Source organism: Streptomyces sp. NPDC048507 (assembly GCF_043199995.1).
Lineage (GTDB): Bacteria > Actinomycetota > Actinomycetes > Streptomycetales > Streptomycetaceae > Streptomyces.
This window is the reverse complement of the sequence record NZ_JBICWZ010000017.1, coordinates 64,874-86,937: the sequence shown is the minus strand read 5'-3', so window position 1 is coordinate 86,937 and position 22,064 is coordinate 64,874. Positions and strand designations below refer to the sequence as shown.

Below are 22,064 nucleotides of genomic sequence, written 5' to 3'. Positions count from 1 at the left end.
GACACGTCTCAACCCTCCTCTCGGTCACTGTCGGGGTTCGCCCCGCCGCTGACGATCAGCTCCCGCTCCGCGCGGGGCCTGCGGCGCGGTACGGGTGCCAGGTGCTGGCCGGGCTTGGGCGGTACGGGGAAGCCGCCCGCCATCGGGTCGAAGGGCTCCGCCGCGGCGGCCGATCCGGCCTCCTCGGCGGCGGCCCTGTGGCGTTTGTCGCGGAAGAGGTCCGCGACGAAGGAGAGCAGCAGGATCGCGACGACGGCCCCGCCCACGTAGAGGACGATCGCGCTGAAGTCGTACGCCTCGTTGCGCAGCGCCCGGACGGTGGCCACCAGCATCAGCCAGACCACCGAGACGGGGATCAGCACCTTCCAGCCGAGCTTCATCAGCTGGTCGTAGCGCACGCGCGGGAGCGTGCCGCGCAGCCAGATGAAGAAGAAGAGGAGGAGCTGGACCTTGATGACGAACCAGAGCATCGGCCACCAGCCGTGGTTCGCGCCCTCCCAGTAGGTGGAGATCGGCGCCGGAGCCCGCCAGCCGCCCAGGAAGAGGGTGACGGAGACCGCGGAGACGGTGACCATGTTGACGTACTCGGCCAGCATGAACAGCGCGAACTTGATGGAGGAGTACTCGGTGTTGAAGCCGCCGACGAGGTCGCCCTCGGACTCCGGCATGTCGAAGGGGGCGCGGTTGGTCTCGCCGACCATCGTGATGACGTAGATGATGAAGGAGACCGGCAGCAGGACGATGTACCAGCGGTCCGCCTGTGCCTCCACGATCGCCGAGGTCGACATCGACCCGGAGTAGAGGAAGACCGAGGCGAAGGCCGCGCCCATCGCGATCTCGTAGGAGATCATCTGCGCGCAGGAGCGCAGGCCGCCGAGCAGCGGGTACGTCGAGCCGGAGGACCAGCCCGCGAGCACGATGCCGTAGATGCCGACGGAGGCCACCGCGAGGACGTAGAGCATCGCGATGGGCAGGTCGGTCAGCTGCATCGTGGTGCGCTGTCCGAAGATCGACACCTCGTTGCCCGAGGGGCCGAAGGGGATCACCGCGATGGCCATGAAGGCCGGGATCGCCGCGATGATGGGGGCCAGGACGTACACCACCTTGTCGGCCCGCTTGACGATCAGGTCTTCCTTCAGCATCAGCTTGACGCCGTCGGCGAGCGACTGGAGCATGCCCCAGGGGCCGTGCCGGTTGGGGCCGATGCGCAGCTGCATCCAGGCGACGACCTTGCGCTCCCACACGATGGAGAAGAGCACGGTCACCATCAGGAAGGCGAAGCAGAACACCGCCTTGACGAGGACCAGCCACCAGACGTCGCGGCCGAAGAGGGAAAGGTCCTCCGCGGCGAGCTGTACCGCGTTCACGCGTCCACCTCCGCAGTGGTGTCGCCTGCGCCGGCCGGGGTCGCCGGACCGATGCGCACGAGGGTGCCCGGGCGGGCGCCGGTGTCGGCGAGGACGCCGGAGCCGGTGGAGTTCAGCGGGAGCCACACGACCCGGTCGGGCATGTCGGTGATCCGCAGCGGGAGTTCCACCGAGCCGGCCGGGCCCGTGACGGCGAGGACGTCGCCGTCCTTGACGCCGGTCTCGGCGGCGGTGGCGGCCGAGAGGCGGGCGTTCGCCTCGTGCCGGGTGCCGGCCAGGGCGTCGTCGCCGTCCTGGAGCAGGCCCCGGTCCAGCAGCAGCCGGTGGCCCGCGAGGACGGCCTCGCCGGCCCCGGGGCGGGGCAGCGGCTCGGTGACGGTGGACTGCTCCGCCGCCGGCTCCCCCTCCCAGGGGCCGAGCCGCTCCAGCTCGCGCCGTACGGCGTGGACGTCGGGCAGCGCGAGGGGCCGGTCGGCCGCGTCGGCCAGCATGTGCAGCACGCGGGCGTCGGCGGGGGCCAGCCGCCGCGTCATCTGGTCGGGCTTCAGCGCGGCCTCGAACGGCCGGACCCGGCCCTCCCAGTTGATGAAGGTGCCGGACTTCTCCGCGACGGCGGCGACCGGCAGGACCACGTCCGCGTGGTCGGTGACCGCGCCGGGCCGCAGTTCGAGGGAGACCACGAAGGCCTCCTTCAGCGCGGTGACGGCCCGCTCCGGGTCCGGCAGGTCGTCGATCTCGACGCCGCCGATCAGCAGGGCGGACAGTTCGCGGGTGGCGGCCGCCTCCACGATCTGCCCGGTGTCCCGGCCGTAGCGGTGCGGGAGTTCGTCCAGCCCCCAGGCGGTGGCGACCTCGTCGCGGGCCCGCGGGTCGGTGGCCGGGCGCCCGCCCGGCAGCAGCGCGGCGAGCGCGCCCGCCTCCAGCGCGGCCCGCTCCCCGGCCCGGCGCGGGATCCACACCAGCCGGGCCCCGGTCGCGGCGGCCGCGCGGACGGCGGCGGTCAGCGCGCCGGGGACCCCGGCGAGCCGCTCGCCGACCACGATGACCGCGCCGGGCCGGCGCAGCGCCTCGGCGGCCTCGGCCCCGCCGGCCTCCAGGCCGGTGCGGGTCGCGAGGGCCGACAGCCAGGCGGGTTCGGTGCCGGGCGCCGCGGCCAGCAGGGTGCCGCCCGCCTTGGCCAGGCCGCGGGTGGCGAAGGGGGCCAGGGCGAAGGTCCGCTGCTTGTGCCTGCGGTGGGCCTTGCGCAGCCGCAGGAAGACCCCGGGGGCCTCCTCCTCGGCCTCGATCCCGGCGAGCAGCACCGTGGGGGCCGCCTCCAGGGAGGCGTTGGTGACGCCCGTGCCGTCCAGGTCCTTGCCGCTGCCGGCCACGGAGGCGGCCAGGAAGTCGGCCTCCTCCGCGCTGTGCACGCGGGCCCGGAAGTCGATGTCGTTGGTGTCCAGGACGACCCGGGCGAACTTGGCGTACGCGTACGCGTCCTCGACGGTGAGCCGGCCGCCGGTCAGCACTCCGGCCCGGCCGCGCGCGGCGACGAGCCCGGCGGCGGCGGCCTCCAGGGCCTCCGGCCAGCTCGCCGGGGCGAGGATCCCGTCGGCGCCGCGCACCAGCGGGGTGGTGAGCCGGTCCGGGCGCTGCGCGTAGCGGAACGCGAAGCGGCCCTTGTCGCAGATCCACTCCTCGTTGACCTCGGGGTCCTCGGCGGCGAGGCGGCGCAGCACCTTGCCGCGGCGGTGGTCGGTCCGGGTCGCGCAGCCGCCCGCGCAGTGCTCGCACACGCTCGGGGAGGAGACGAGGTCGAAGGGGCGGGAGCGGAACCGGTAGGCGGCCGAGGTGAGGGCGCCGACGGGGCAGATCTGGATGGTGTTGCCGGAGAAGTACGACTCGAAGGGGTCACCCTCGCCGGTGCCGACCTGCTGGAGCGCGCCGCGTTCCAGCAGTTCGATCATCGGGTCGCCGGCGATCTCGTTGGAGAAGCGGGTGCAGCGCGCGCAGAGCACGCAGCGTTCGCGGTCCAGGAGCACCTGGGTGGAGATGGCGACCGGCTTCTCGTAGGTCCGCTTGCGGCCCTCGAAGCGGGATTCGGCGTTGCCGTGGGACATCGCCTGGTTCTGCAGCGGGCACTCGCCGCCCTTGTCGCAGACGGGGCAGTCCAGCGGGTGGTTGATGAGCAGCAGCTCCATCACCCCGCGCTGGGCCTTGTCGGCGACGGGGGAGGTGAGCTGGGTCTTGACGACCATGCCGTCGGTGCAGGTGATGGTGCAGGAGGCCATCGGCTTGCGCTGGCCCTCGACCTCGACGATGCACTGGCGGCAGGCGCCGGCCGGGGGCAGGAGCGGGTGGTCGCAGAACCGGGGGATCTCGATGCCGAGCTGTTCGGCGGCCCGGATGACGAGGGTGCCCTTGGGCACCGACAGTTCGAGTCCGTCGATGGTCAGCGACACGCTGTCCTCGGGCGGGAGGACGGCCTCTCCGCCACCGGTCGGAGCGTTCGTGGTGACGGTCATGCGTTCACCTCCGAGTCAGCCCAGAGGGTCGACTTCTTGGGGTCGAAGGGGCAGCCCTTGCCGGTGATGTGCTGCTCGTACTCCTCGCGGAAGTACTTCAGCGAGGAGAAGATGGGGCTGGCGGCGCCGTCGCCGAGGGCGCAGAACGACTTGCCGTTGATGTTGTCGGCGATGTCGTTCAGCTTGTCGAGGTCGGACATGACGCCCTTGCCGGCTTCGATGTCGCGCAGCAGCTGGACGAGCCAGTAGGTGCCCTCCCGGCAGGGGGTGCACTTGCCGCAGGACTCGTGGGCGTAGAACTCGGTCCAGCGGGTGACCGCGCGGACCACGCAGGTGGTCTCGTCGAAGCACTGCAGGGCCTTGGTGCCGAGCATGGAGCCGGCCGCGCCCACGCCCTCGTAGTCGAGCGGGACGTCGAGGTGCTCGTCGGTGAACATGGGGGTGGAGGAGCCGCCGGGGGTCCAGAACTTCAGCCGGTGCCCGGGGCGCATCCCGCCGCTCATGTCGAGGAGCTGGCGCAGGGTGATGCCGAGGGGGGCCTCGTACTGGCCGGGGCCGACGACGTGGCCGGAGAGCGAGTAGAGCGTGAAGCCGGGGGACTTCTCCGTCCCCATCGCCTTGAACCAGTCCTTGCCCTTGTTGAGGATCGCGGGAACCGAGGCGATGGATTCGACGTTGTTCACGACAGTGGGACAGGCGTAGAGGCCCTCGACGGCGGGGAAGGGGGGCCGCAGCCGGGGCTGGCCGCGCCGGCCTTCGAGGGAGTCGAGCAGGGCCGTCTCCTCGCCGCAGATGTAGGCGCCCGCGCCCGCGTGCACGGTGATGTCGAGGCTGCGTCCGCTGCCGCCGATGTCCTTGCCGAGGTATCCGGCCGCGTACGCCTCGCGCACGGCCTCGTGCAGGCGGCGCAGGACGGGGACGGTCTCGCCGCGCAGGTAGATGAAGGCGTGCTCCGACCGGATGGCGTAGCAGGCGATGATCATGCCCTCGACGAGGGAGTGCGGGTTGGCGAAGAGCAGGGGGATGTCCTTGCAGGTCCCCGGTTCCGACTCGTCCGCGTTCACGACGAGGTAGTGCGGCTTGCCGTCGCCCTGCGGGATGAACTGCCACTTCATCCCGGTGGGGAAGCCGGCGCCGCCGCGGCCGCGCAGTCCGGAGTCCTTGACGTACGCGATCACCTCGTCCGGGGTCATCTCCAGCGCCTTGCGCAGGCCCTCGTACCCCTCGTGGCGCCGGTAGGTCTCCAGCGTCCACGACTCGGGCTCGTCCCAGAAGGCCGACAGGACGGGCGCGAGGAGCTTCTCCGGACTCGTACCGTTCTTGCTCAGTTCCGTCGACACGGTCATCACTCCCCTCCCCCGGTGGCGGTGGTGCCCCGGGACTCGCCGCGCGGGTGGACGATCGGCGCGTGCGGGGTTTCGCCGCGGGCGATGCGCAGGCCGATCAGCGAGGCGGGACCGGCGCCGCCGCTCGCCGCGACCGCTCCCTCGCGCTCGTCGGGGAAGCCCGCCAGGATCCGGGCGGTCTCCTTGTACGTGCACAGCGGCGCGCCCCGGGTCGGCTCGACGGCGCGGCCGGCCAGCAGGTCGTCGACGAGGGCCTTGGCGGACTCGGGGGTCTGGTTGTCGAAGAACTCCCAGTTGACCATCACGACGGGGGCGTAGTCGCAGGCCGCGTTGCACTCGATGTGTTCGAGGGTGACCTTGCCGTCGGGGGTGGTCTCGTTGTTGCCGACGCCCAGGTGCTGCTTGAGCTCGTCGAAGATGGCGTCGCCGCCCATCACCGCGCACAGGGTGTTGGTGCAGACGCCGACCTGGTAGTCGCCGGAGGGCCCCCGCCGGTACATCGTGTAGAAGGTGGCGACCGCGGTGACCTCGGCGGTGGTCAGTCCCAGCACCTCGGCGCAGAAGCGGATGCCGGTGCGCGAGACGTGCCCCTCCTCGGACTGCGTCAGGTGCAGCAGCGGCAGCAGCGCGGAGCGGCTGTCGGGGTAGCGGGCGATGACCTCGGCCGCGTCGGCCTCCAGCCGGGCCCGGACCTCCGCGGGGAAGTCGGGGGCGGGCAGCTGCGGCATGCCCAGTTGCACGTCTGTCATCGGTCGACGCCTCCCATCACGGGGTCGATCGAGGCGACGGCCACGATGACGTCGGCGACCTGGCCGCCCTCGCACATCGCTGCCATGGCCTGGAGGTTGGTGAAGGACGGGTCGCGGAAGTGGACCCGGTAGGGGCGCGTGCCGCCGTCGGAGACGACGTGCACCCCGAGCTCGCCCTTGGGGGATTCGACGGCGGCGTACGCCTGGCCGGCCGGTACCCGGAAGCCCTCGGTCACCAGCTTGAAGTGGTGGATGAGGGCCTCCATGGAGGTGCCCATGATGTTCTTGATGTGGTCGAGGGAGTTGCCGAGGCCGTCGGGTCCCATCGCGAGCTGTGCGGGCCAGGCGATCTTCTTGTCGGCGACCATGACCGGGCCCGGCTCCAGCCGGTCCAGGCACTGCTCGACGATCCGCAGGGACTGGCGCATCTCCTCCAGGCGGACGAGGAAGCGTCCGTAGGAGTCGCAGCTCTCGGTGGTGGGGACGTCGAACTCGTAGGTCTCGTAGCCGCAGTACGGGTCCGCCTTGCGCAGGTCGTGCGGCAGGCCGGCCGAGCGCAGGATCGGGCCGGTGGCGCCGAGCGCCATGCAGCCGGTGAGGTCGAGGTAGCCGACGTCCTGCATGCGGGCCTTGAAGATGGGGTTGCCGGTGGCGAGCTTGTCGTACTCCGGCAGGTTCTTCTTCATGGTCTTCACGAAGTCGCGCAGCTGGTCGACCGCGCCCGGGGGCAGGTCCTGGGCGAGGCCGCCGGGGCGGACGAACGCGTGGTTCATGCGCAGGCCGGTGATCAGCTCGAAGACGTCGAGGATGAGTTCGCGGTCCCGGAAGCCGTAGATCATGATCGTGGTCGCGCCCAGCTCCATGCCGCCGGTGGCGATGCACACCAGGTGGGAGGAGAGCCGGTTGAGCTCCATCAGCAGGACGCGGATGACGGTGGCGCGGTCCGGGACCTGCTCGGTGATGCCGAGGAGCTTCTCGACGCCGAGGCAGTAGGCGGTCTCGTTGAAGAACGGCGTCAGGTAGTCCATGCGCGTGACGAAGGTGGTGCCCTGGGTCCAGTTCCGGAATTCGAGGTTCTTCTCGATGCCGGTGTGCAGGTAGCCGATGCCGCAGCGGGCCTCGGTGACGGTCTCGCCGTCGATCTCCAGGATCAGGCGGAGCACCCCGTGGGTGGAGGGGTGCTGGGGGCCCATGTTGACGACGATGCGCTCGTCGTCGGCGCGGGCCGCCGACTGGACGACCTCGTCCCAGTCGCCGCCGGTGACGGTGTAGACGGTGCCCTCGGTGGTTTCCCGGGAGGAGGCGTGGTGCGACGCGTTGGGGGTGTTCATCAGCTGTACGACCTCCGCTGGTCGGGAGCCGGGATCTGGGCGCCCTTGTACTCGATCGCGATGCCGCCGAGCGGGTAGTCCTTGCGCTGGGGGAAGCCCTGCCAGTCGTCCGGCATCATGATCCGGGTGAGGGCCGGGTGGCCGTCGAAGACGATGCCGAAGAAGTCGTACGCCTCGCGCTCGTGCCAGTCGTTGGTCGGGTAGACCGCGACGAGCGAGGGGACGCGCGGGTCGTCGTCCGGCACCGACACCTCCAGCCGGACGACCCGGCCGTGGGTGAGGGAGCGCAGGTGGTAGACGGCGTGCAGCTCGCGGCCCTTGTCCCCGGGGAAGTGGACGCCGCTGACGCCGGTGCAGAGCTCGAAGCGCAGGGCCGGGTCGTCGCGCAGGGTGGAGGCCACCCGTACCAGGTGCTCGCGGGCGATGTGGAAGGTGATCTCGCCCCGGTCGACCACCGTCTTCTCGATGGCGTTGCCGGGGACCAGGTCCTGCTCCTCCAGCGCGCCCTCCAGTTCGTCGGCCACCTCGTCGAAGTAGGAACCGTAGGGCCGGGCGGAGGCGCCGGGCAGGGCCACGGTGCGGACCAGGCCGCTGTAGCCGCTGGTGTCGCCGCCCTTGTCCGCCCCGAACATGCCCTTGCGCACGCCGATGACCTCGGGCCCGGCGGAGGTGCGGGGGGCGGGGAGGTTGCTGCCGTTCTCGACGGCGGGGTCGTCGCTCACCGAAGGAGCCCCTTCATCTCGATGGTGGGGAGGGCCTTGAGGGCCGCCTCCTCCGCCTCGCGGGCCGCCTCTTCCCGGTTCACGCCGAGCTTCGAACCCTGGATCTTCTGGTGGAGCTTGAGGATCGCGTCCATCAGCATCTCGGGGCGGGGCGGGCAGCCGGGGAGGTAGATGTCCACCGGGACGATGTGGTCGACGCCCTGGACGATCGCGTAGTTGTTGAACATTCCGCCCGAAGATGCGCAAACACCCATGGAGATGACCCACTTGGGAGCGGGCATCTGGTCGTACACCTGCCGGAGCACCGGCGCCATCTTCTGGCTGACGCGTCCCGCCACGATCATCAGGTCGGCCTGGCGCGGGGAACCGCGGAAGACCTCCATGCCGAAACGGGCCAGGTCGTAGCGGCCGGCTCCGGTGGTCATCATCTCGATGGCGCAGCACGCCAGGCCGAAGGTCGCCGGGAAGACGGATGACTTGCGCACCCATCCCGCGGCCTGTTCGACGGTGGTCAGCAGGAAGCCGCTCGGCAGCTTCTCTTCCAGTCCCATGGAAAATTCAGCCCCTCAGTCCCATTCCAGGCCGCCGCGGCGCCACACGTAGGCGTAGGCGACGAAGACGGTGAGCACGAAGAGGAGCATCTCGACGAGCCCGAAGATCCCCAGGGAGTCGAAGGTGACGGCCCAGGGGTAGAGGAAGACGATCTCGATGTCGAAGACGATGAAGAGCATCGCCGTCAGGTAGTACTTGATGGGGAAGCGTCCGCCGCCGGCGGGCATCGGGGTGGGCTCGATGCCGCACTCGTAGGCTTCGAGCTTCGCCCGGTTGTACCGTTTTGGGCCGATCAGCGTGGCCATGACCACGGAGAAGATCGCAAACCCTGCGCCGATGGCGCCGAGCACGAGGATGGGTGCGTACGCATTCACGCTCCTCGCTCCTTCCAGTCGTCCTTGACCGTTGGACCGCTGCGCTCCGGCGCCGAGTGCTCCGCCTCGCGAAGATCGCCCCGCAGGTCGGGGGGATCGCATGTGAGGCAGTTCACAAGCCGGGCTGGTGCGCATCTTATGCCTGCCGGTCTGTGATCTGCGACACGGGTAACAACACCGAGTTTGTGATCTCCACCACCTGACGAACGATCATGAAGTCCGATGAGTGGTGATCTTCGTACGCAAGGCATCCACATGATCACCAAAGGTGACATCCGGGCCCGTCGTCGCAGGTGGAGGGCGTGGCGCTCTATCAAATGATGCCGAGCACAGGCAAATTGGCGGGGCAGCGGCCCAAGTGGTAAAGGAATCCGCCCCCCTCGGACGGGGGAACGCCCGCGTACCGGAGTGGACGGGGCTCGCCGCGGCGGCCGGGGACCGCCGGAGCGGACCGGATGGCCGGGAGTCGACGGCCGGGCGGCGGGGACCCGGATGCTGTGCATCCGTTCACGAACCGCACGGGGACTTCACAGTCGGATCACGGACCGGCCACAGCGCCCTCACGGCGGCAGGTCACTGTGACCTGCGACACACCCCGCGAGGGCCGTCGAAAGGGGGCTTGGCCATCTGTGCGGCGGGATGGTAGGCAGTGGATCAATTCGGACTTAATACTGAAACCCCATGATCACAGGCTTGTGAAAGGGTGTCCGTTAAGCCCGTTACGGCGTCAATAAGAGGCGGTGCGCCGCCGGTTCGCGGGCTCCAGCCGCAACTGTGGCGCAGACCACGTTTCTTGAAGCGGACCCCGCACCCCTGATAGCGGTTGTTCTCATGTCCCACACCGCTCACATACCCAGCCACCGGAAGCCGCGCCGTAGCGCCTCGAAGCTCGCGGTACGCGCCGGAGTTGCCGGTGGCGTTCTCAGCACGCTGGCCATGGCCGGCACCGCGAGCGCGACACCCTCGTCCCCCGAGCCCGTCGCCGAGACGACGCTCGAAATGCCCGTGCTCGACCTGAACCTCGGCACCGAGGTCTCCAACGCCGTCAACACGGCCGCCGAGACCACCCGTGTCGCCGCCGTGGAGGCCGCCGTCACCGGCGAGCTGAACGCCCAGGAGGAGAGCGCCCGTACGGGAGCCGCCGCCGAGGCGAAGCAGGCCAAGGACGACGCCACCAAGGCCGCCGAGCAGAAGGCCAAGCAGGAGGCCGACCGCAAGGCCGACGCCGAGCGCGCGGGCCGCAGCTCCGGCCGCACCACGCTGGCCAGCGCCTCCGCGTCCGACGACGGCGGCTTCGCCCCGTCCAAGGGCACCGGCAGCGGCTCCAGCACCGGTTCCACGTCCAAGGCGACCGGCTCCGCCGCCGCCATCGTCAACTTCGCCCGCGCCCAGGTCGGCAAGGCGTACGTCATGGGCGCCACCGGCTCCTCCGCGTACGACTGCTCGGGCCTCGTCCAGGCCGCCTACCGCCAGGCCGGCATCTCCCTGGACCGCACCTCGCAGGACCAGTCCCTGGCCGGCACCTCGGTCTCGCTGAGCAACCTCCAGCCCGGCGACATCCTCTTCTGGGGCTCCAAGGGCAGCGCGTACCACGTCGCCATCTACGTCGGCGGCGGCAAGTTCGTCGGTGCGCAGAACCCCAGCACCGGCGTCGTCGAGCGCAACCTCAGCTACGACATGCCCACGGGCGCCGTCCGCGTCCTCTGATCCCCGCGCTCGCGCCGGAGGGCCGGCACTCCCCCGCTCGGGAGTGCCGGCCCTCCGGCGTGCCCGCGTACCGGAGCCGGGTACCGCGGGCGCCGGGGCCCTGCGAAGATGGGCGGGCGCGCCGAACGAAGACCTGGAGGTGGTGATCCGGTGAGCAGACGCTCCTCCGGGGCCCCCGGCACCGCCGGCCCCGCCCCCGACCCCACCGCCGTCCCGGCGGCCGCCGGGCTCGCCCTCCTCGCCGTCGGCGGCTGGCTGTTGACCACCGCCCGCCCCTGGCACAAACCCGGACACGTCCTGACGCTCGCCCTCGGCTGGACGGTGTCGGGCGCCCTCCTGGTGTCCGGGCTGGTGCTCCTGACCCGCTGCGTCCGCACGGTCCACGCCACCCCCGACGCCCCCGCGCTCCCCGACGCCCCCAAGAACCCCGAGAACGCCTGAGCCGCCCCCCGGAGCCACCGGGGATCCGCCGGACGGGAAACTTCCTACCGCCGGTGGTACGTTTTAGGTATGAGCAGCCACGCAGCACCCCAGTCCGTCGAGCGGGCCGGCAAGAGATCCGTGTCGCTCGCCCAGTCGTTGATCAAGGAAGTCGAGGAGCGCGCGGGCAAGAGCGGGTTCTCCTCGGTCGTGGCCGAAGCCCTGGAGGAATGGCTCGCCGCGCAGAAGCTCCGCGAGGTCGTGACCGCCGACCGCAAGGCGTTCGGCCCCGTCTCCGCCGAAGCGCGGCGGCAGGCGGAACAGGAGTGGTGAGCAAGCGCCTCAAGGTCAAGGCCAAGAGCGAAGGCACGCTCGTCCTGGACGCGCAGGGACTTTCACTGCACGTCGAGGGCGACGGCGACGAAAGCATGCGTGCACGCATCGAGGTCGCCCAGCGGAGCGGCCGGCGCGTGGCACTGTCCGCGCTGACGCCCCTGGAGGTCCGCCGCACCGGCAAGGCCGCCGAGCGGCTCCAGTTCCTGCTGTCCCGGTTCGACGTGAAACCGGTCAACGACGCGGTGACGGACGCCGCGGCGAAACTGCTGGACGCCTCGGGCCTCGACGGGCACGAATGCCTCGTGGACGCGCTCGTCGTGGCCACGGCCGCGCTCTGCACGCCTCCGGTACTGCTCGTCACCTCCGACACGTCGCACATCCCGGCGTTGTGCAAGGCGGCCGAAGTGCTTCCCGGCTCACCGAAGGTGAAGATCGTCCACGTGTGAGCGCGACCGCCGTGCGCCGGGCCGCCCGGCCTCCTGCCGCGCGGCCCGGTATGCACCGTCAGGCCTTGGGGGCCACCTTGGAGAGGCCGTTGATGACGCGGTCCATCGCGTCGCCGCCCGTCGGGTCGGTCAGGTTCGCCAGCATCTTCAGCGTGAACCGCATCAGCACCGGGTGCGTCAGGCCCCGCTGGGCGGCGATCTTCATGACCTTCGGGTTGCCGATCAGCTTCACGAAGGCGCGGCCCAGCGTGTAGTAGCCGCCGTAGGTCTCCTTCAGCACCTTCGGGTAGCCGTGCAGCGCCAGCTCGCGCTGGGCCGGCGTGGCCCGGGCGTGCGCCTGCACGATGACCTCGGCGGCGATCTGCCCCGACTCCATCGCATAGGCGATGCCCTCGCCGTTGAACGGGTTGACGAGGCCGCCCGCGTCACCGACCAGCAGCAGGCCCTTGGTGTAGTGCGGCTGGCGGTTGAACGCCATCGGCAGGGCCGCGCCGCGGATCGGCTGCGTCATGTTCTCGGGCGTGTAGCCCCAGTCCTCGGGCATCGACGCGCACCAGGCCTTGAGGACCTCTCGCCAGTCCAGCTCCTTGAACGCGGAGGAGGAGTTGAGGATGCCCAGGCCGACGTTGGACGTACCGTCGCCCATGCCGAAGATCCAGCCGTAGCCGGGCAGCAGCCGGTCCTGAGTGCCGCGCCGGTCCCACAGCTCCAGCCACGACTCCAGGTAGTCGTCGTCGTGCCGGGGCGAGGTGAAGTACGTGCGCACGGCCACGCCCATCGGGCGGTCCTCGCGCCGGTGCAGGCCCATCGCCAGCGAGATGCGCGAGGAGTTGCCGTCGGCGGCGACGACGAGCGGGGCGTGGAAGGTGACCGGGGTCTTCTCCTCGCCCAGTTTCGCCTGCACGCCGGTGATGTGGCCGGTGCGGGGGTCGCGGACCGGCTCGCCGACGTTGCAGCGCTCGTACAGCCGGGCCCCGGCCTTCTGCGCCTGGCGGGCCAGGGTCTCGTCGAAGTCGTCGCGCTTGCGGACGAGTCCGTAGTCCGGGTACGAGGCCAGTTCCGGCCAGTCCAGCTGGAGGCGCTGTCCGCCGCCGATGATGCGCAGGCCCTTGTTGCGGAGCCAGCCGGCCTCTTCGGAGACGTCGATGCCCATGGACACCAGCTGCTTGGTCGCGCGCGGGGTCAGACCGTCCCCGCAGACCTTCTCGCGCGGGAACGCCGTCTTCTCCAGGAGCAGGACGTCCAGTCCGGCCTTGGCGAGGTAGTAGGCGGTGGTCGAGCCGGCGGGCCCGGCACCGACGACGATCACATCCGCGGAGTGTTCGGAGAGGGGCTCGGTCACTGCGGGGTCTCCCGAAGGCTCGATAAGGGGTGCCCAACGGCACGGAACATGACGCAGTCTATTCAGCGCAAGAGATCGCGAACCCGAAGGGCTGCCCCGATGACCACATCGTCCATCCGGCCACTCCCCGACGTGCGGCTGCGCGTCCCGACCGACGAGGACGCGCACGAGTGGCACCGGCTCTTCGCCGACCCCGACGTGATGGAGTTCCTCGGCGGGCCGGCCGAGCTGTCCCGGTACGAGGAGTTCACCGCCCGGCAGCGGATGCACGACGCCCGGCTCGGCTACTGCCTGTGGACGCTGCTGGACGCGCAGGGGGAGGTCATCGGCTTCACCGGGGCGCAGCCGTGGCCGGCGGAGAAGGAGTGGGGGCCGGTCGGGGAGATCGAGATCGGCTGGCGGCTCGGGCGCTCCGCGTGGGGGCGGGGCTACGCGTACGCCGCCGCGCTGGAGACGCTCCGGCGGCTGCGCGCGGCGGGGGTTCCCCAGGTGGTGGCGATGATCGACGACGCGAACACCCGCTCGGCGGCGGTGGCGGAGCGGCTCGGCATGACGCTGGCGCGGACCTTCCCGCTCCCGGGCGGCCGCCGCCAGGGCCGCCGCTACGAACTCCCCCTCACGCGGGCCTGACCCCGCCCGGCCCCGGGATCCGGCCCCCGGGGCCCGCGGCCCCGGCCGGCCGGGGGCGGGTCAGAAGACGGACAGGCCCGTGAGGGTGGTGAAGCGGTCCAGGGCGGCGACGCCCGCGACCGAGTTGCCCTGGGCGTCCAGGCCCGGGCTCCAGACCGCGAGGGTGCAGCGGCCCGGGACGACCGCGATGATGCCCCCGCCGACGCCGCTCTTGCCCGGCAGGCCGACCCGGTAGGCGAACTCCCCCGCCGCGTCGTACGTCCCGCAGGTCAGCATCACCGCGTTGACCTGCTTCGCCTCGCTGCGCGTCAGCAGCCGCGAGCCGTCCGCCCGCAGCCCGTGCCGGGCCAGGAACCGCCCGGCCAGGGCCAGGTCCCCGCAGCTCATCTCGATGGAGCACTGCCAGAAGTAGTGGTCGAGCAGCGCCGGCACCGGGTTGTCGAGGTTGCCGTAGGAGGCCATGAAGTGCGCGACGGCCGCGTTGCGGTCGCCGTGCTCCTGTTCCGAGGCCGCCACCTCCGCGTCGAAGCCGATCTCCGGGTTGCCGCTCTCCTGCCGCAGGAAGTCCAGGAGTTCGCTGCTCGCGTCGCCGGTCAGCGTCTGCAGCCGGTCGGTGACGACGAGCGCCCCCGCGTTGATGAAGGGGTTGCGGGGGATGCCGCTCTCGTACTCCAGCTGTACGAGGGAGTTGAACGGGTTGCCGGACGGCTCCCGCCCCACCCGCTCCCACAGGCTGTCGCCGCCCTCCGCCAGGGCCAGCGCCAGCGCGAAGACCTTGGTGACGGACTGCGCGGAGAAGGGGGTCCGCCAGTCCCCGGCCCCGTACACGTTGCCGTCGAGGTCGGCCAGGGCCATCCCGAACTGCCCGGGGTCGACGGAAGCCAGGGCCGGGATGTACTCGGCGGGGGTGCCGCTGCCCACGAGCGGGGCGACGTCCGCCGCGATCCGCTCCAGGAGTTCCGCGTAGTCGTAGGGCCGGTTCGCCACCGTCGGCTACGCCTTGACCCCGCGGTGCAGGGCCACGATGCCGCCGCTCAGGTTCCGCCAGGCGACCTTGCCCCAGCCGGCCTTCTGCAGGAGCGCGGCCAGGGCCGGCTGGTCGGGCCACTCGCGGATGGACTCGGCGAGGTACACGTACGCGTCGGGGTTGGAGGAGACCGTGCGGGCCACCGGCGGCAGGGCGCGCATCAGGTACTCGGTGTACACGGTCCGGAAGGGGGCCCAGGTGGGCTGCGAGAACTCGCAGATCACGACCTGGCCGCCGGGCTTGGTGACCCGGTACAGCTCGCCGAGCGCGGCGTCGGTGTCCTGGACGTTGCGCAGCCCGAAGGAGATCGTCACGGTGTCGAAGACGCCGTCCTTGAAGGGCAGCTTCGTCGCGTCGCCCGCCGTCAGCGGCAGCCACGGGTTGCGCTTCTTGCCCTCGCTGAGCATGCCGAGGGAGAAGTCGCAGGGGACGACGTAGGCGCCGGTCGCGGCGAAGGGCAGCGAGGAGGTCGCGGTCCCGGCGGCCAGGTCGAGCACGAGCTGTCCGGGGCGGGCGGCGACCGCCTTGGCGACCTCCTTGCGCCACAGCCGGGCCTGGCCGAGGGACAGGACGTCGTTGGTGAGGTCGTAGTTCGCGGCCACGCCGTCGAACATGGAGGCGACTTCGTGCGGCTGCTTGTCCAGGGAAGCCCTTGTCACTGGCGTTGGCCCCTCGGTGCTCGGTGGATCTGCGGGTCGGCGGGTACGGGGCCATCCTCTCAGGCCGCCGCCCCGCCCGGACCGCTGCCCCGCCCCGGCCACCGGTCCGGCGGGGCCACAGCGGCGCCCGGCACACTGGGGGGACATGGCGAACAAAGGGTTTCGAGGATGCCGACAGGCAAGACAGTCAGCAGCGCCCGGCGCAGCGAGCGGCTGCGCCGGCTGCGCCGCACGCTCCTGACCGCGGGGGCGTTAGCCGCCCTGTGCGTGGCGGCCTACCGGTGCGGCGGCCCGGGCGGGGAGCCGCCCGCCGACGCCCGCCCCACGGGACGGCCCGCGCAGCGGCCCGCGCCGGAAGGGGCCACGGCCGCCTCCCCGGGGTTCACGGCCTCCACCGTCAGCGGCCGGGCCCAGGGGCGGGGGCCCGCGCTGCGCTGGCGGGTGGAGACGGAGCGGGGCAGCGGGGTGGACGCCGACGCGGCGGCCCGCGCCGTCGAGGCGATCCTCGGGGACCGGCGCGGCTGGATCCACGACCCCGCGAACGGCTTCCGGCTGGCCGGGCGCGGGGAGCCGGTGGACTTCACCGTGAAGATCGCCTCCCCGGGCACCACCGACCGGCTGTGCGAGGTGGTCACCCCGGAGCTCGTCGGGGAGACCAACTGCCGGGTGGGCCACACCGTCGTGGTCAACCTCAAGCGCTGGCAGGAGGGGTCCCCGCAGTTCGCGGGGCCGGTGGCCGAGTACCGGGCGCTGATCGTCAACCACGAGGTGGGCCACGAGCTCGGTCACGAGCACGAGACCTGCCCGCGCCCCGGCGCACCCGCCCCGGCGATGATGCAGCAGATCAAGGGCCTGCTCGGCTGCACCCCGAACGCCTGGCCGTACGCCGCGGACGGCACCTACCTGGCGGGCCCGCCCGTCCCCTGAGCCCGGCCCCGGCCGGGCCCCGGATCAGCGGCGGCGGTGCAGCAGCCGGCCACCGATGACGGTGGCCACGCAGGTCGTCGCGCCCCGCTCCAGCAGCTCCGCCGGACCGGCGACCGCGAACACCGCGAACCGGGCCGCGGCCCCCGCCTCCAGCACCCCGTGGAAGGCCTCCCCGGGGTCCGCCGTCCCGGCGAGCGGGTCCAGGGACGGCGCTCCCCCGCACGGCAACGGCGGCAGCGGCGCCAGCACGGTCAGGCCCGAGCGGACCACGGCGGTGCGCACCGACGGGACGGTGAACCGCCCGGCGACGGCGACCACCCCGCGCGCGAGGAGCTTCTGCGTGCCGCGCCGGGCGCTGTTGCCCCAGCGGGCCCCGGTCATCCCCAGGGCGTCGAGCGCCGCCGCCCCGGTGATCGGGGCGGCGCCCAGCTCGGCGATCTCGTACGGGTCGTCCGGGTAGTACGTCCGCTCCAGCAGCTCGTCCGCGCCGCGCACCAGCAGCCCCGGGGTGAGCATCCCGGGCCAGCGGCGGACCCGGGCGTGCGGGGCCGCGGCGGCGAGCTCCTCGAACGGGCCGGTACGGACGATCCGGTCGCCCTCGACGAGGACCGCGCCGCCCGCGAGCGGTGTGGATCCCGGTCCGGCGAGGAGGAGTCCGGCGGTGTGCAGCGTCAGCATCGGGCGTCAGTTCGTGGAGATGAGCTTCAGCTCGGGGTGCGCGGTGCCGCCCTCGATGGCGGTCGAGGAGATGTGGGAGACGACGCGGTCGTCGACGGGATCGTTCGCCGGGTCCTCGTGCACGAGGAGGTGCTCGTACGTCGTCGCGCGCTGCGCCGGAACGCGCCCCGCCTTGCGGATCAGGTCGATGATCTCCTGCCGGTTCGAGCGGTGCTTGGCACCGGCCGAGGAGACCACGTTCTCCTCCAGCATGATCGATCCGAGGTCGTCGGCGCCGTAGTGCAGGGAAAGCTGGCCCGCCTCCTTGCCGACGGTCAGCCAGGACCCCTGGATGTGCGCGACGTTGTCGAGGAAGAGCCGCGCGATGGCGATCATCCGCAGGTACTCGAAGACCGTCGCCTGGGTCCGGCCCTTGAGGTGGTTGTTCTCGGGCTGGTACGTGTACGGGATGAACGCGCGGAAGCCGCCGGTGCGGTCCTGCGTGTCACGGATCATGGCGATGTGCTCGATGCGCTCGGCGTTGGTCTCGCCGGTGCCCATCAGCATGGTGGAGGTGGATTCCACCCCCATGCCGTGCGCCATCTCCATGATCTCCAGCCAGCGTTCGCCGGACTCCTTGAGCGGGGCGATCGCCTTGCGCGGCCGCTCCGGGAGCAGTTCGGCGCCCGCGCCCGCGAAGGAATCCAGGCCGGCGGCGTGGATCCGCTGGATGGCCTCCTGCGCCGGGACGCCGGAGATGCGGGCCATGTGGTCGACCTCGGAGGCGCCGAGGGAGTGGATGACCAGCTGGGGGTAGGCCTTCTTGATGGCGGAGAAGTGCTCCTCGTAGTACTCCACGCCGTAGTCCGGGTGGTGCCCGCCCTGGAACATGATCTGCGTGCCGCCCAGCTCGACGGTCTCCGCGCAGCGGCGCAGGATGTCGTCGAGGTCGCGGGACCAGCCCTTCTTGGTGTCCTTGGGGGCCGCGTAGAAGGCGCAGAACTTGCACGCCGTGACGCACACGTTGGTGTAGTTGATGTTGCGCTCGATGATGTACGTCGCGATGTGCTCCGTACCGGCGTAGCGCAGGCGCCGCGCGGCGTCGGCGGCCTGGCCGAGCGCGTGCAGCGGAGCGTGCCGGTAGAGGTCGAGCGCCTCTTCCTTGGTGATCCGGCCCCCTGCGGCGGCGCGGTCGAGGACAGACTGGAGAGCGGCCTGGTCGGTCACCGGTGCGTCACCTTTCGGCGGTGTGTCAAGGGTCCGGACCGATCCAGCCTACGCCAGGGGCGGTGCGTGCTCGTCAGGGGCTACGGGTCAGGTCTCCCTCGGGGTTCCCGGCGGCCCGGTCGCCCGAGCGGTAGTGGAGGGTCCCGTTCGCGTTGAGGGTGAAGCGCTCGTCGGCGGAGCCGTCCGAACAGATGCCGGGGGCGGGGTTGGGGCCGCCCGACGAGTCCAGGACGAGGGAACGGTCGGTGGCGGAGACCAGCTTCCAGTCCCCCGCGCAGTCGGTGTCCAGGAGGTCGATCACGGACCTGTCCCGGCCGACGTCCTCGCCGACCCGGCCCGCCTTGATGGTGATCTCGAACTGGCTGGGCACGCCCATGCGGGCGGTGGTGACGGTGCCCCTCCAGGTGCCGGTCAGCGCCTCGGGCACGTCGCTGCGGGTGCCCTTGGGCGGGGCGCCCGTGGCCGGGGGCGACGCCGCGTCCGAGCCGGGCGGGACGGCCGGGACGGACCCGGCCGGGAGCGGGGTCCGGCTCGGGTCCGGGCTGCCGGAGGCCGCTTCGCGGCGCCCGTCGGGGCCCAGGCCCGGCAGCAGCCCGGACGCGTACAGCCCGCCGGCCAGCGCCACCGTCAGGGCGGCGGCGCCGAGCACCAGGGTGCAGCTGAAGCGGCGCCCCGCCACGCGCAGGCTCGCCCCGCGGCCCTCGGCGCCGCGCTGCGCCGGTACGGCCGCGCCGGGGTGCCCCGCACCGGACGGCCCGGACGCGCCGCCCGCTCCGTACATCCCGCGGCCCCCGCCGTACGGGCCCGCCGCGGCGGAGTAGGGGGAGGCGGGCCCGCCCCCGTACGAGGGGTCGGGGGTGCCGAAGCCGACGCCGACGGACCCGCCGGAGGAAGCCTCCGTGAACGGCACCGGCCCGGACGGGGGCTCGGGGACGGTACCGGCGGCGTCCGCGTCCAGGTCCAGCAGTGCCACCGCCGCCCGGCTCGCCTCCTCCACCAGCGGCCCCGGCAGCCAGCCCGGGGCGCCCAGGGCCCCGCCGAGCGCGGCCGCGAGGTCCTGCGGCGCGGGCCGCCCGGCGGGATCCTTGGCCAGGCAGGCGGCGATGAGCTCGCGCAGCGCACCGGCGGGCACCGCGTCCAGCTCCGGCGGTTCGTGGACCACCTTGTAGAGGAGGGTCGCGGAGTTGTCGCCGGTGAAGGGGGGCCGGCCGGTCGCCGCGAAGGCCAGCACCGCGCCCAGCGAGAACACGTCGCTGGCGCCGGTGACGCCCTTGCCGAGGATCTGCTCCGGGGCCATGTAGCCGGGCGAGCCGACGGACACCCCGGTGGAGGTCAGCGAGGCGGTGCCGTCCGTGGCCCGGGCGATCCCGAAGTCGATCAGCCGGGGCCCGTCCAGGGTCAGCATCACGTTGGACGGCTTCACGTCCCGGTGGACGAGTCCCAGCGCGTGCACCGCCACCAGCGCCCGGGCCAGGCCCGCGCCGACGGCCCGCACCGAGTGCCCGGGCAGCGGACCGTGCCCGGCCACCGCGCGGTCCAGCGAGGGCCCGGCCACGTACCCGGTCGCCACCCACGGCACGGCCGCCTCCGGGTCGGCGTCCAGGACGGGCGCGGTCCACTCCCCGCCGACCCGCCGCGCGGCCTCCACCTCGCGGCGGAACCGGGCCCGGAACTCCTCGTCGGCGGCGAAGTGCGGGTGCACGATCTTGACGGCGACGGTCCGGCCGCCCGCGCTGCGCCCCAGGTAGACCCGGCCCATTCCGCCCGCGCCGAGCCGGCCGAGCAGCCGGTAGGCGCCGATGACCCGCGGCTCGCCGGCTTCGAGCGGCTGCATCGCGTCCCCCGTCCCCGAGTTGGTGGTGTCGCGTCGACACGCAGCACCTTAGGCCGTCCCGCGGGGCCGGCGCCCAGCCCTGCGGGCAGACCGTCCCGGAGCCGGGGCCGGGGCTCCGCCGGGGCTCCCGGCACGGGGGCGCGCACCGCGCCGGACCGGGTGCGGGCGGCGGCGGACCGCGGGAGCGCTTCGCGGTCCGCCGGACCAATGGGGCGGCCGGCCCGTTCCCGTTCCGGCCGAATGCCGGCGGCTCCCCCGGCCCCCGTTCCTATTCACGGCCGGGGGACGGAAATGCGAAAGGGGAACGAATTCCCGGCAAACGGAACATTCCCCGTTCCGTACTGCCGGAGATCACCGGAGATCGGCTGGATAAACCCGCTCAGCGGTGCGGCCGGGCCACCTTCAGGAGCTCCACGGCGACATCCGCCGCGTACCCCGTGTCCGGACCCGTGCGCCGGGCGAATTCCCGCACTCCGGCGAGCTGCTCGGGGCCGAAGCGGAAGTCGAGGGTGGTGAAGTAGCGCTCCAGCAGCTCGGCGTCGAAGGCCTCCCAGCGGGCCGCCTGGTCGGCGACCTTCGTGACTTCCTCCAAGGAGAGGTCACGGGAGGCGAGGAAGGCCTCGTGGGCCTCATGGACCACCTGCGGCTCACGGGCGAGGTAGTCCTTGCGGGCGGCCCAGACGGCGAAGACGAACGGCAGTCCCGTCCAGTCCTTCCACATCTGCCCCAGGTCGTGCACGGTCAGCCCGAGGCGGGGGGCGTCGTGCAGCGACGCGCGCAGCGCGGCGTCGCCGATCAGCACCGCCGCCTCGGCCTCCTGCATCATGAGCCCCAGGTCAGGGGGGCAGGTGTAGTAGTCGGGCCGGACCCCGTACTGCTCGGAGAGCAGCAGCTGGGCGAGGCGTACGGAGGTCCGCGAGGTCGATCCGAGGGCGACCCGGGCGCCGTCCAGCTGCTCCAGCGGGACCTGCGAGACGATCACGCAGGACATGACGGGGCCGTCGCAGCCGACCGCGAGGTCGGGGAAGGCGACGAGCTGGTCGGCGTTGCGGAGGAACTCCACGAGGGTGATGGGGGCGATGTCCAGCTCGCCCCGTACGAGGCGCTCGCTGAGTTTTTCGGGAGTGTCCTTGGTCAGCTCCATGTCCAGCAGCGTGCCGGTGCGGGCCAGTCCCCAGTAGAGGGGCAGGCAGTTCAGGAACTGGATGTGGCCGACGCGGGGCCGGCTGCGATAGACGTCCACATCGCGAGACTAGCCCCCGCCTCTCCGTCAGCGATCAGGCGGGTCTCAAACGTCCGGGTGACGTGATCTTTCCCTCTGGTCTCGCCCCGAGGGTGCGTGCTAGGCTCGACGCAAGTTGCAGTTTTGGTTTCCCTTGCAGTACGAAGCCTGCGGAGCATGTGACCCGCGGGCTTTTGTAGTTTTCAGACTTCTTAGCAGGTTCTGGAGCAGGGCGACCCTTTGGCCCATAGGAGGGCTCATGGCTACCGGAACCGTGAAGTGGTTCAACGCTGAAAAGGGCTTCGGCTTCATCGCCCAGGACGGCGGCGGCCCGGATGTCTTCGTCCACTACTCCGCGATCAACGCCTCTGGCTTCCGCTCCCTGGAGGAGAACCAGCAGGTGAACTTCGACGTCACGCAGGGTCCGAAGGGCCCGCAGGCGGAGAACGTAACCCCGGCCTAGTCGCCTGGCCGACCGGATCGCGGTTGGATTAGCAGTACCCAAGGAGCCCTGTCTCCTCCGTGCGAGCGGAGGAGGCGGGGCTCCTGCCTTTCCCGTTCCGGCCGTTCAGGCCGGAACGCCAGTGGCCCGGGGACCCCGCGGGGGCCGGGGCCCCGGGGGGGGGGGCCCCCCGGCCCCCCCCCCGCCCGGGCCCGGGGCGGGGGGCCCCCCGGCGCAGCGCGG

22 protein-coding genes are annotated in these 22,064 nt (G+C 72.1%); 7 read left to right on the top strand and 15 right to left on the bottom strand.

Annotated features, from left to right (window positions below; all coding sequences use genetic code 11):
• Positions 1 to 8: 8 nt before the first annotated feature.
• From nuoH to ACGFXC_RS31755, 8 genes are read right to left on the bottom strand one after another with little or no spacing between them, the layout of a single operon-like run.
• A complete protein-coding gene (gene nuoH, locus ACGFXC_RS31790; RefSeq protein ID WP_393718342.1) occupies positions 9 to 1,367 on the bottom strand; it encodes an NADH-quinone oxidoreductase subunit NuoH in 1,359 nt (452 codons plus the stop codon).
• The gene (locus ACGFXC_RS31785; protein ID WP_393718341.1) at positions 1,364 to 3,871 is read right to left on the bottom strand and encodes an NADH-quinone oxidoreductase subunit G; all 2,508 of its coding nucleotides are present in this window, start codon (positions 3,869 to 3,871) and stop codon (positions 1,364 to 1,366) included. The genes nuoH and ACGFXC_RS31785 overlap by 4 nt, the downstream gene beginning before the upstream one ends.
• Complete coding sequence (gene nuoF / locus ACGFXC_RS31780; RefSeq protein WP_393718340.1) at positions 3,868 to 5,217, bottom strand: NADH-quinone oxidoreductase subunit NuoF; 1,350 nt, start codon at positions 5,215 to 5,217, stop codon at positions 3,868 to 3,870. The genes ACGFXC_RS31785 and nuoF overlap by 4 nt, the downstream gene beginning before the upstream one ends.
• Complete coding sequence (gene nuoE, locus ACGFXC_RS31775) at positions 5,217 to 5,966, bottom strand: NADH-quinone oxidoreductase subunit NuoE (protein WP_393718339.1); 750 nt, start codon at positions 5,964 to 5,966, stop codon at positions 5,217 to 5,219. Before nuoE ends, nuoF begins: the two co-directional genes overlap by 1 nt.
• Positions 5,963 to 7,297 carry an NADH-quinone oxidoreductase subunit D gene (locus ACGFXC_RS31770; protein WP_393718338.1) on the bottom strand — a complete coding sequence of 445 codons (1,335 nt, stop codon included), beginning with the start codon at positions 7,295 to 7,297 and terminating at the stop codon, positions 5,963 to 5,965. The genes nuoE and ACGFXC_RS31770 overlap by 4 nt, the downstream gene beginning before the upstream one ends.
• On the bottom strand, positions 7,297 to 8,019 hold the full coding sequence (locus ACGFXC_RS31765) for an NADH-quinone oxidoreductase subunit C (protein WP_393718337.1): 723 nt from the start codon (positions 8,017 to 8,019) through the stop codon (positions 7,297 to 7,299). The genes ACGFXC_RS31770 and ACGFXC_RS31765 overlap by 1 nt, the downstream gene beginning before the upstream one ends.
• The gene (locus ACGFXC_RS31760) at positions 8,016 to 8,570 is read right to left on the bottom strand and encodes an NADH-quinone oxidoreductase subunit B family protein (protein ID WP_007265818.1); all 555 of its coding nucleotides are present in this window, start codon (positions 8,568 to 8,570) and stop codon (positions 8,016 to 8,018) included. Before ACGFXC_RS31760 ends, ACGFXC_RS31765 begins: the two co-directional genes overlap by 4 nt.
• A gap of 15 nt (positions 8,571 to 8,585) precedes the next feature.
• The gene (locus ACGFXC_RS31755) at positions 8,586 to 8,945 is read right to left on the bottom strand and encodes an NADH-quinone oxidoreductase subunit A (protein ID WP_045946775.1); all 360 of its coding nucleotides are present in this window, start codon (positions 8,943 to 8,945) and stop codon (positions 8,586 to 8,588) included.
• Positions 8,946 to 9,776: 831 nt separating this feature from the next.
• On the opposite strand from ACGFXC_RS31755, the gene ACGFXC_RS31750 reads away from it, so the two are divergent.
• The 4 genes from ACGFXC_RS31750 to ACGFXC_RS31735 all read left to right on the top strand — a co-directional run bounded on the left by ACGFXC_RS31750 (position 9,777) and on the right by ACGFXC_RS31735 (position 11,854).
• Positions 9,777 to 10,652 (top strand): C40 family peptidase, encoded by an 876-nt coding sequence (locus tag ACGFXC_RS31750; protein WP_393718336.1) that lies wholly within the window; start codon positions 9,777 to 9,779, stop codon positions 10,650 to 10,652.
• A 150-nt stretch (positions 10,653 to 10,802) separates the two neighbouring features.
• Positions 10,803 to 11,093, top strand: coding sequence for a hypothetical protein (locus tag ACGFXC_RS31745; protein WP_393718335.1), 291 nt, complete (start codon positions 10,803 to 10,805; stop codon positions 11,091 to 11,093).
• A gap of 69 nt (positions 11,094 to 11,162) precedes the next feature.
• Positions 11,163 to 11,405, top strand: coding sequence for a hypothetical protein (locus ACGFXC_RS31740; RefSeq protein ID WP_393718334.1), 243 nt, complete (start codon positions 11,163 to 11,165; stop codon positions 11,403 to 11,405).
• Positions 11,402 to 11,854, top strand: coding sequence for a DNA-binding protein (locus ACGFXC_RS31735; RefSeq protein WP_393718333.1), 453 nt, complete (start codon positions 11,402 to 11,404; stop codon positions 11,852 to 11,854). Before ACGFXC_RS31740 ends, ACGFXC_RS31735 begins: the two co-directional genes overlap by 4 nt.
• A 58-nt stretch (positions 11,855 to 11,912) precedes the next feature.
• Here ACGFXC_RS31735 and ACGFXC_RS31730 read toward each other — a convergent pair whose 3' ends face one another.
• A complete protein-coding gene (locus ACGFXC_RS31730; RefSeq protein WP_393718332.1) occupies positions 11,913 to 13,196 on the bottom strand; it encodes a geranylgeranyl reductase family protein in 1,284 nt (427 codons plus the stop codon).
• A 99-nt stretch (positions 13,197 to 13,295) separates the two neighbouring features.
• Between ACGFXC_RS31730 and ACGFXC_RS31725 the strand changes: the two genes are divergently transcribed.
• The gene (locus ACGFXC_RS31725; RefSeq protein WP_393718331.1) at positions 13,296 to 13,826 is read left to right on the top strand and encodes a GNAT family N-acetyltransferase; all 531 of its coding nucleotides are present in this window, start codon (positions 13,296 to 13,298) and stop codon (positions 13,824 to 13,826) included.
• A gap of 60 nt (positions 13,827 to 13,886) precedes the next feature.
• On the opposite strand, the gene ACGFXC_RS31720 is transcribed toward ACGFXC_RS31725, so the two are convergent.
• Both ACGFXC_RS31720 and ACGFXC_RS31715 read right to left on the bottom strand, forming a co-directional pair.
• On the bottom strand, positions 13,887 to 14,813 hold the full coding sequence (locus tag ACGFXC_RS31720; protein WP_393718330.1) for a glutaminase: 927 nt from the start codon (positions 14,811 to 14,813) through the stop codon (positions 13,887 to 13,889).
• 6 nt (positions 14,814 to 14,819) lie between these two features.
• The gene (locus ACGFXC_RS31715) at positions 14,820 to 15,512 is read right to left on the bottom strand and encodes a demethylmenaquinone methyltransferase (protein WP_393718329.1); all 693 of its coding nucleotides are present in this window, start codon (positions 15,510 to 15,512) and stop codon (positions 14,820 to 14,822) included.
• A 168-nt stretch (positions 15,513 to 15,680) separates the two neighbouring features.
• Between ACGFXC_RS31715 and ACGFXC_RS31710 the strand changes: the two genes are divergently transcribed.
• Complete coding sequence (locus ACGFXC_RS31710; RefSeq protein WP_393718328.1) at positions 15,681 to 16,439, top strand: DUF3152 domain-containing protein; 759 nt, start codon at positions 15,681 to 15,683, stop codon at positions 16,437 to 16,439.
• A gap of 24 nt (positions 16,440 to 16,463) precedes the next feature.
• Here ACGFXC_RS31710 and ACGFXC_RS31705 read toward each other — a convergent pair whose 3' ends face one another.
• From ACGFXC_RS31705 to ACGFXC_RS31690, 4 genes are all read right to left on the bottom strand, one after another.
• Positions 16,464 to 17,117: a hypothetical protein gene (locus ACGFXC_RS31705; protein ID WP_393718327.1), complete on the bottom strand. Its 654-nt coding sequence runs from the start codon at positions 17,115 to 17,117 to the stop codon at positions 16,464 to 16,466.
• A gap of 6 nt (positions 17,118 to 17,123) precedes the next feature.
• On the bottom strand, positions 17,124 to 18,323 hold the full coding sequence (gene mqnC, locus ACGFXC_RS31700; protein ID WP_393718326.1) for a cyclic dehypoxanthinyl futalosine synthase: 1,200 nt from the start codon (positions 18,321 to 18,323) through the stop codon (positions 17,124 to 17,126).
• Positions 18,324 to 18,396: 73 nt separating this feature from the next.
• Entirely contained in the window at positions 18,397 to 20,157 is a 1,761-nt protein-coding gene (locus ACGFXC_RS31695) for a serine/threonine-protein kinase (RefSeq protein WP_393718325.1), read from the bottom strand.
• A gap of 379 nt (positions 20,158 to 20,536) precedes the next feature.
• Positions 20,537 to 21,400: a menaquinone biosynthetic enzyme MqnA/MqnD family protein gene (locus ACGFXC_RS31690; RefSeq protein ID WP_393718324.1), complete on the bottom strand. Its 864-nt coding sequence runs from the start codon at positions 21,398 to 21,400 to the stop codon at positions 20,537 to 20,539.
• Positions 21,401 to 21,638: 238 nt separating this feature from the next.
• Here ACGFXC_RS31690 and ACGFXC_RS31685 point away from each other — a divergent pair, with 238 nt between their 5' ends.
• On the top strand, positions 21,639 to 21,842 hold the full coding sequence (locus tag ACGFXC_RS31685; protein WP_007265804.1) for a cold-shock protein: 204 nt from the start codon (positions 21,639 to 21,641) through the stop codon (positions 21,840 to 21,842).
• The last annotated feature ends 222 nt before the right edge of the window (positions 21,843 to 22,064 follow it).

Bases quoted from the DNA above. Each gene is read 5' to 3' on its own strand.
- ACGFXC_RS31785 (WP_393718341.1), bottom strand. From the start codon at position 3,871: ATGACCGTCACCACGAACGCTCCGACCGGTGGCGGAGAGGCCGTCCTC.
- nuoF (WP_393718340.1), bottom strand. From the start codon at position 5,217: ATGACCGTGTCGACGGAACTGAGCAAGAACGGTACGAGTCCGGAGAAG.
- nuoE (WP_393718339.1), bottom strand. From the start codon at position 5,966: ATGACAGACGTGCAACTGGGCATGCCGCAGCTGCCCGCCCCCGACTTC.
- ACGFXC_RS31770 (WP_393718338.1), bottom strand. From the start codon at position 7,297: ATGAACACCCCCAACGCGTCGCACCACGCCTCCTCCCGGGAAACCACC.
- ACGFXC_RS31760 (WP_007265818.1), bottom strand. From the start codon at position 8,570: ATGGGACTGGAAGAGAAGCTGCCGAGCGGCTTCCTGCTGACCACCGTC.
- ACGFXC_RS31750 (WP_393718336.1), top strand. From the start codon at position 9,777: ATGTCCCACACCGCTCACATACCCAGCCACCGGAAGCCGCGCCGTAGC.
- ACGFXC_RS31740 (WP_393718334.1), top strand. From the start codon at position 11,163: ATGAGCAGCCACGCAGCACCCCAGTCCGTCGAGCGGGCCGGCAAGAGA.
- ACGFXC_RS31725 (WP_393718331.1), top strand. From the start codon at position 13,296: ATGACCACATCGTCCATCCGGCCACTCCCCGACGTGCGGCTGCGCGTC.
- ACGFXC_RS31710 (WP_393718328.1), top strand. From the start codon at position 15,681: ATGCCGACAGGCAAGACAGTCAGCAGCGCCCGGCGCAGCGAGCGGCTG.
- ACGFXC_RS31705 (WP_393718327.1), bottom strand. From the start codon at position 17,117: ATGCTGACGCTGCACACCGCCGGACTCCTCCTCGCCGGACCGGGATCC.
- ACGFXC_RS31695 (WP_393718325.1), bottom strand. From the start codon at position 20,157: ATGCAGCCGCTCGAAGCCGGCGAGCCGCGGGTCATCGGCGCCTACCGG.
- ACGFXC_RS31685 (WP_007265804.1), top strand. From the start codon at position 21,639: ATGGCTACCGGAACCGTGAAGTGGTTCAACGCTGAAAAGGGCTTCGGC.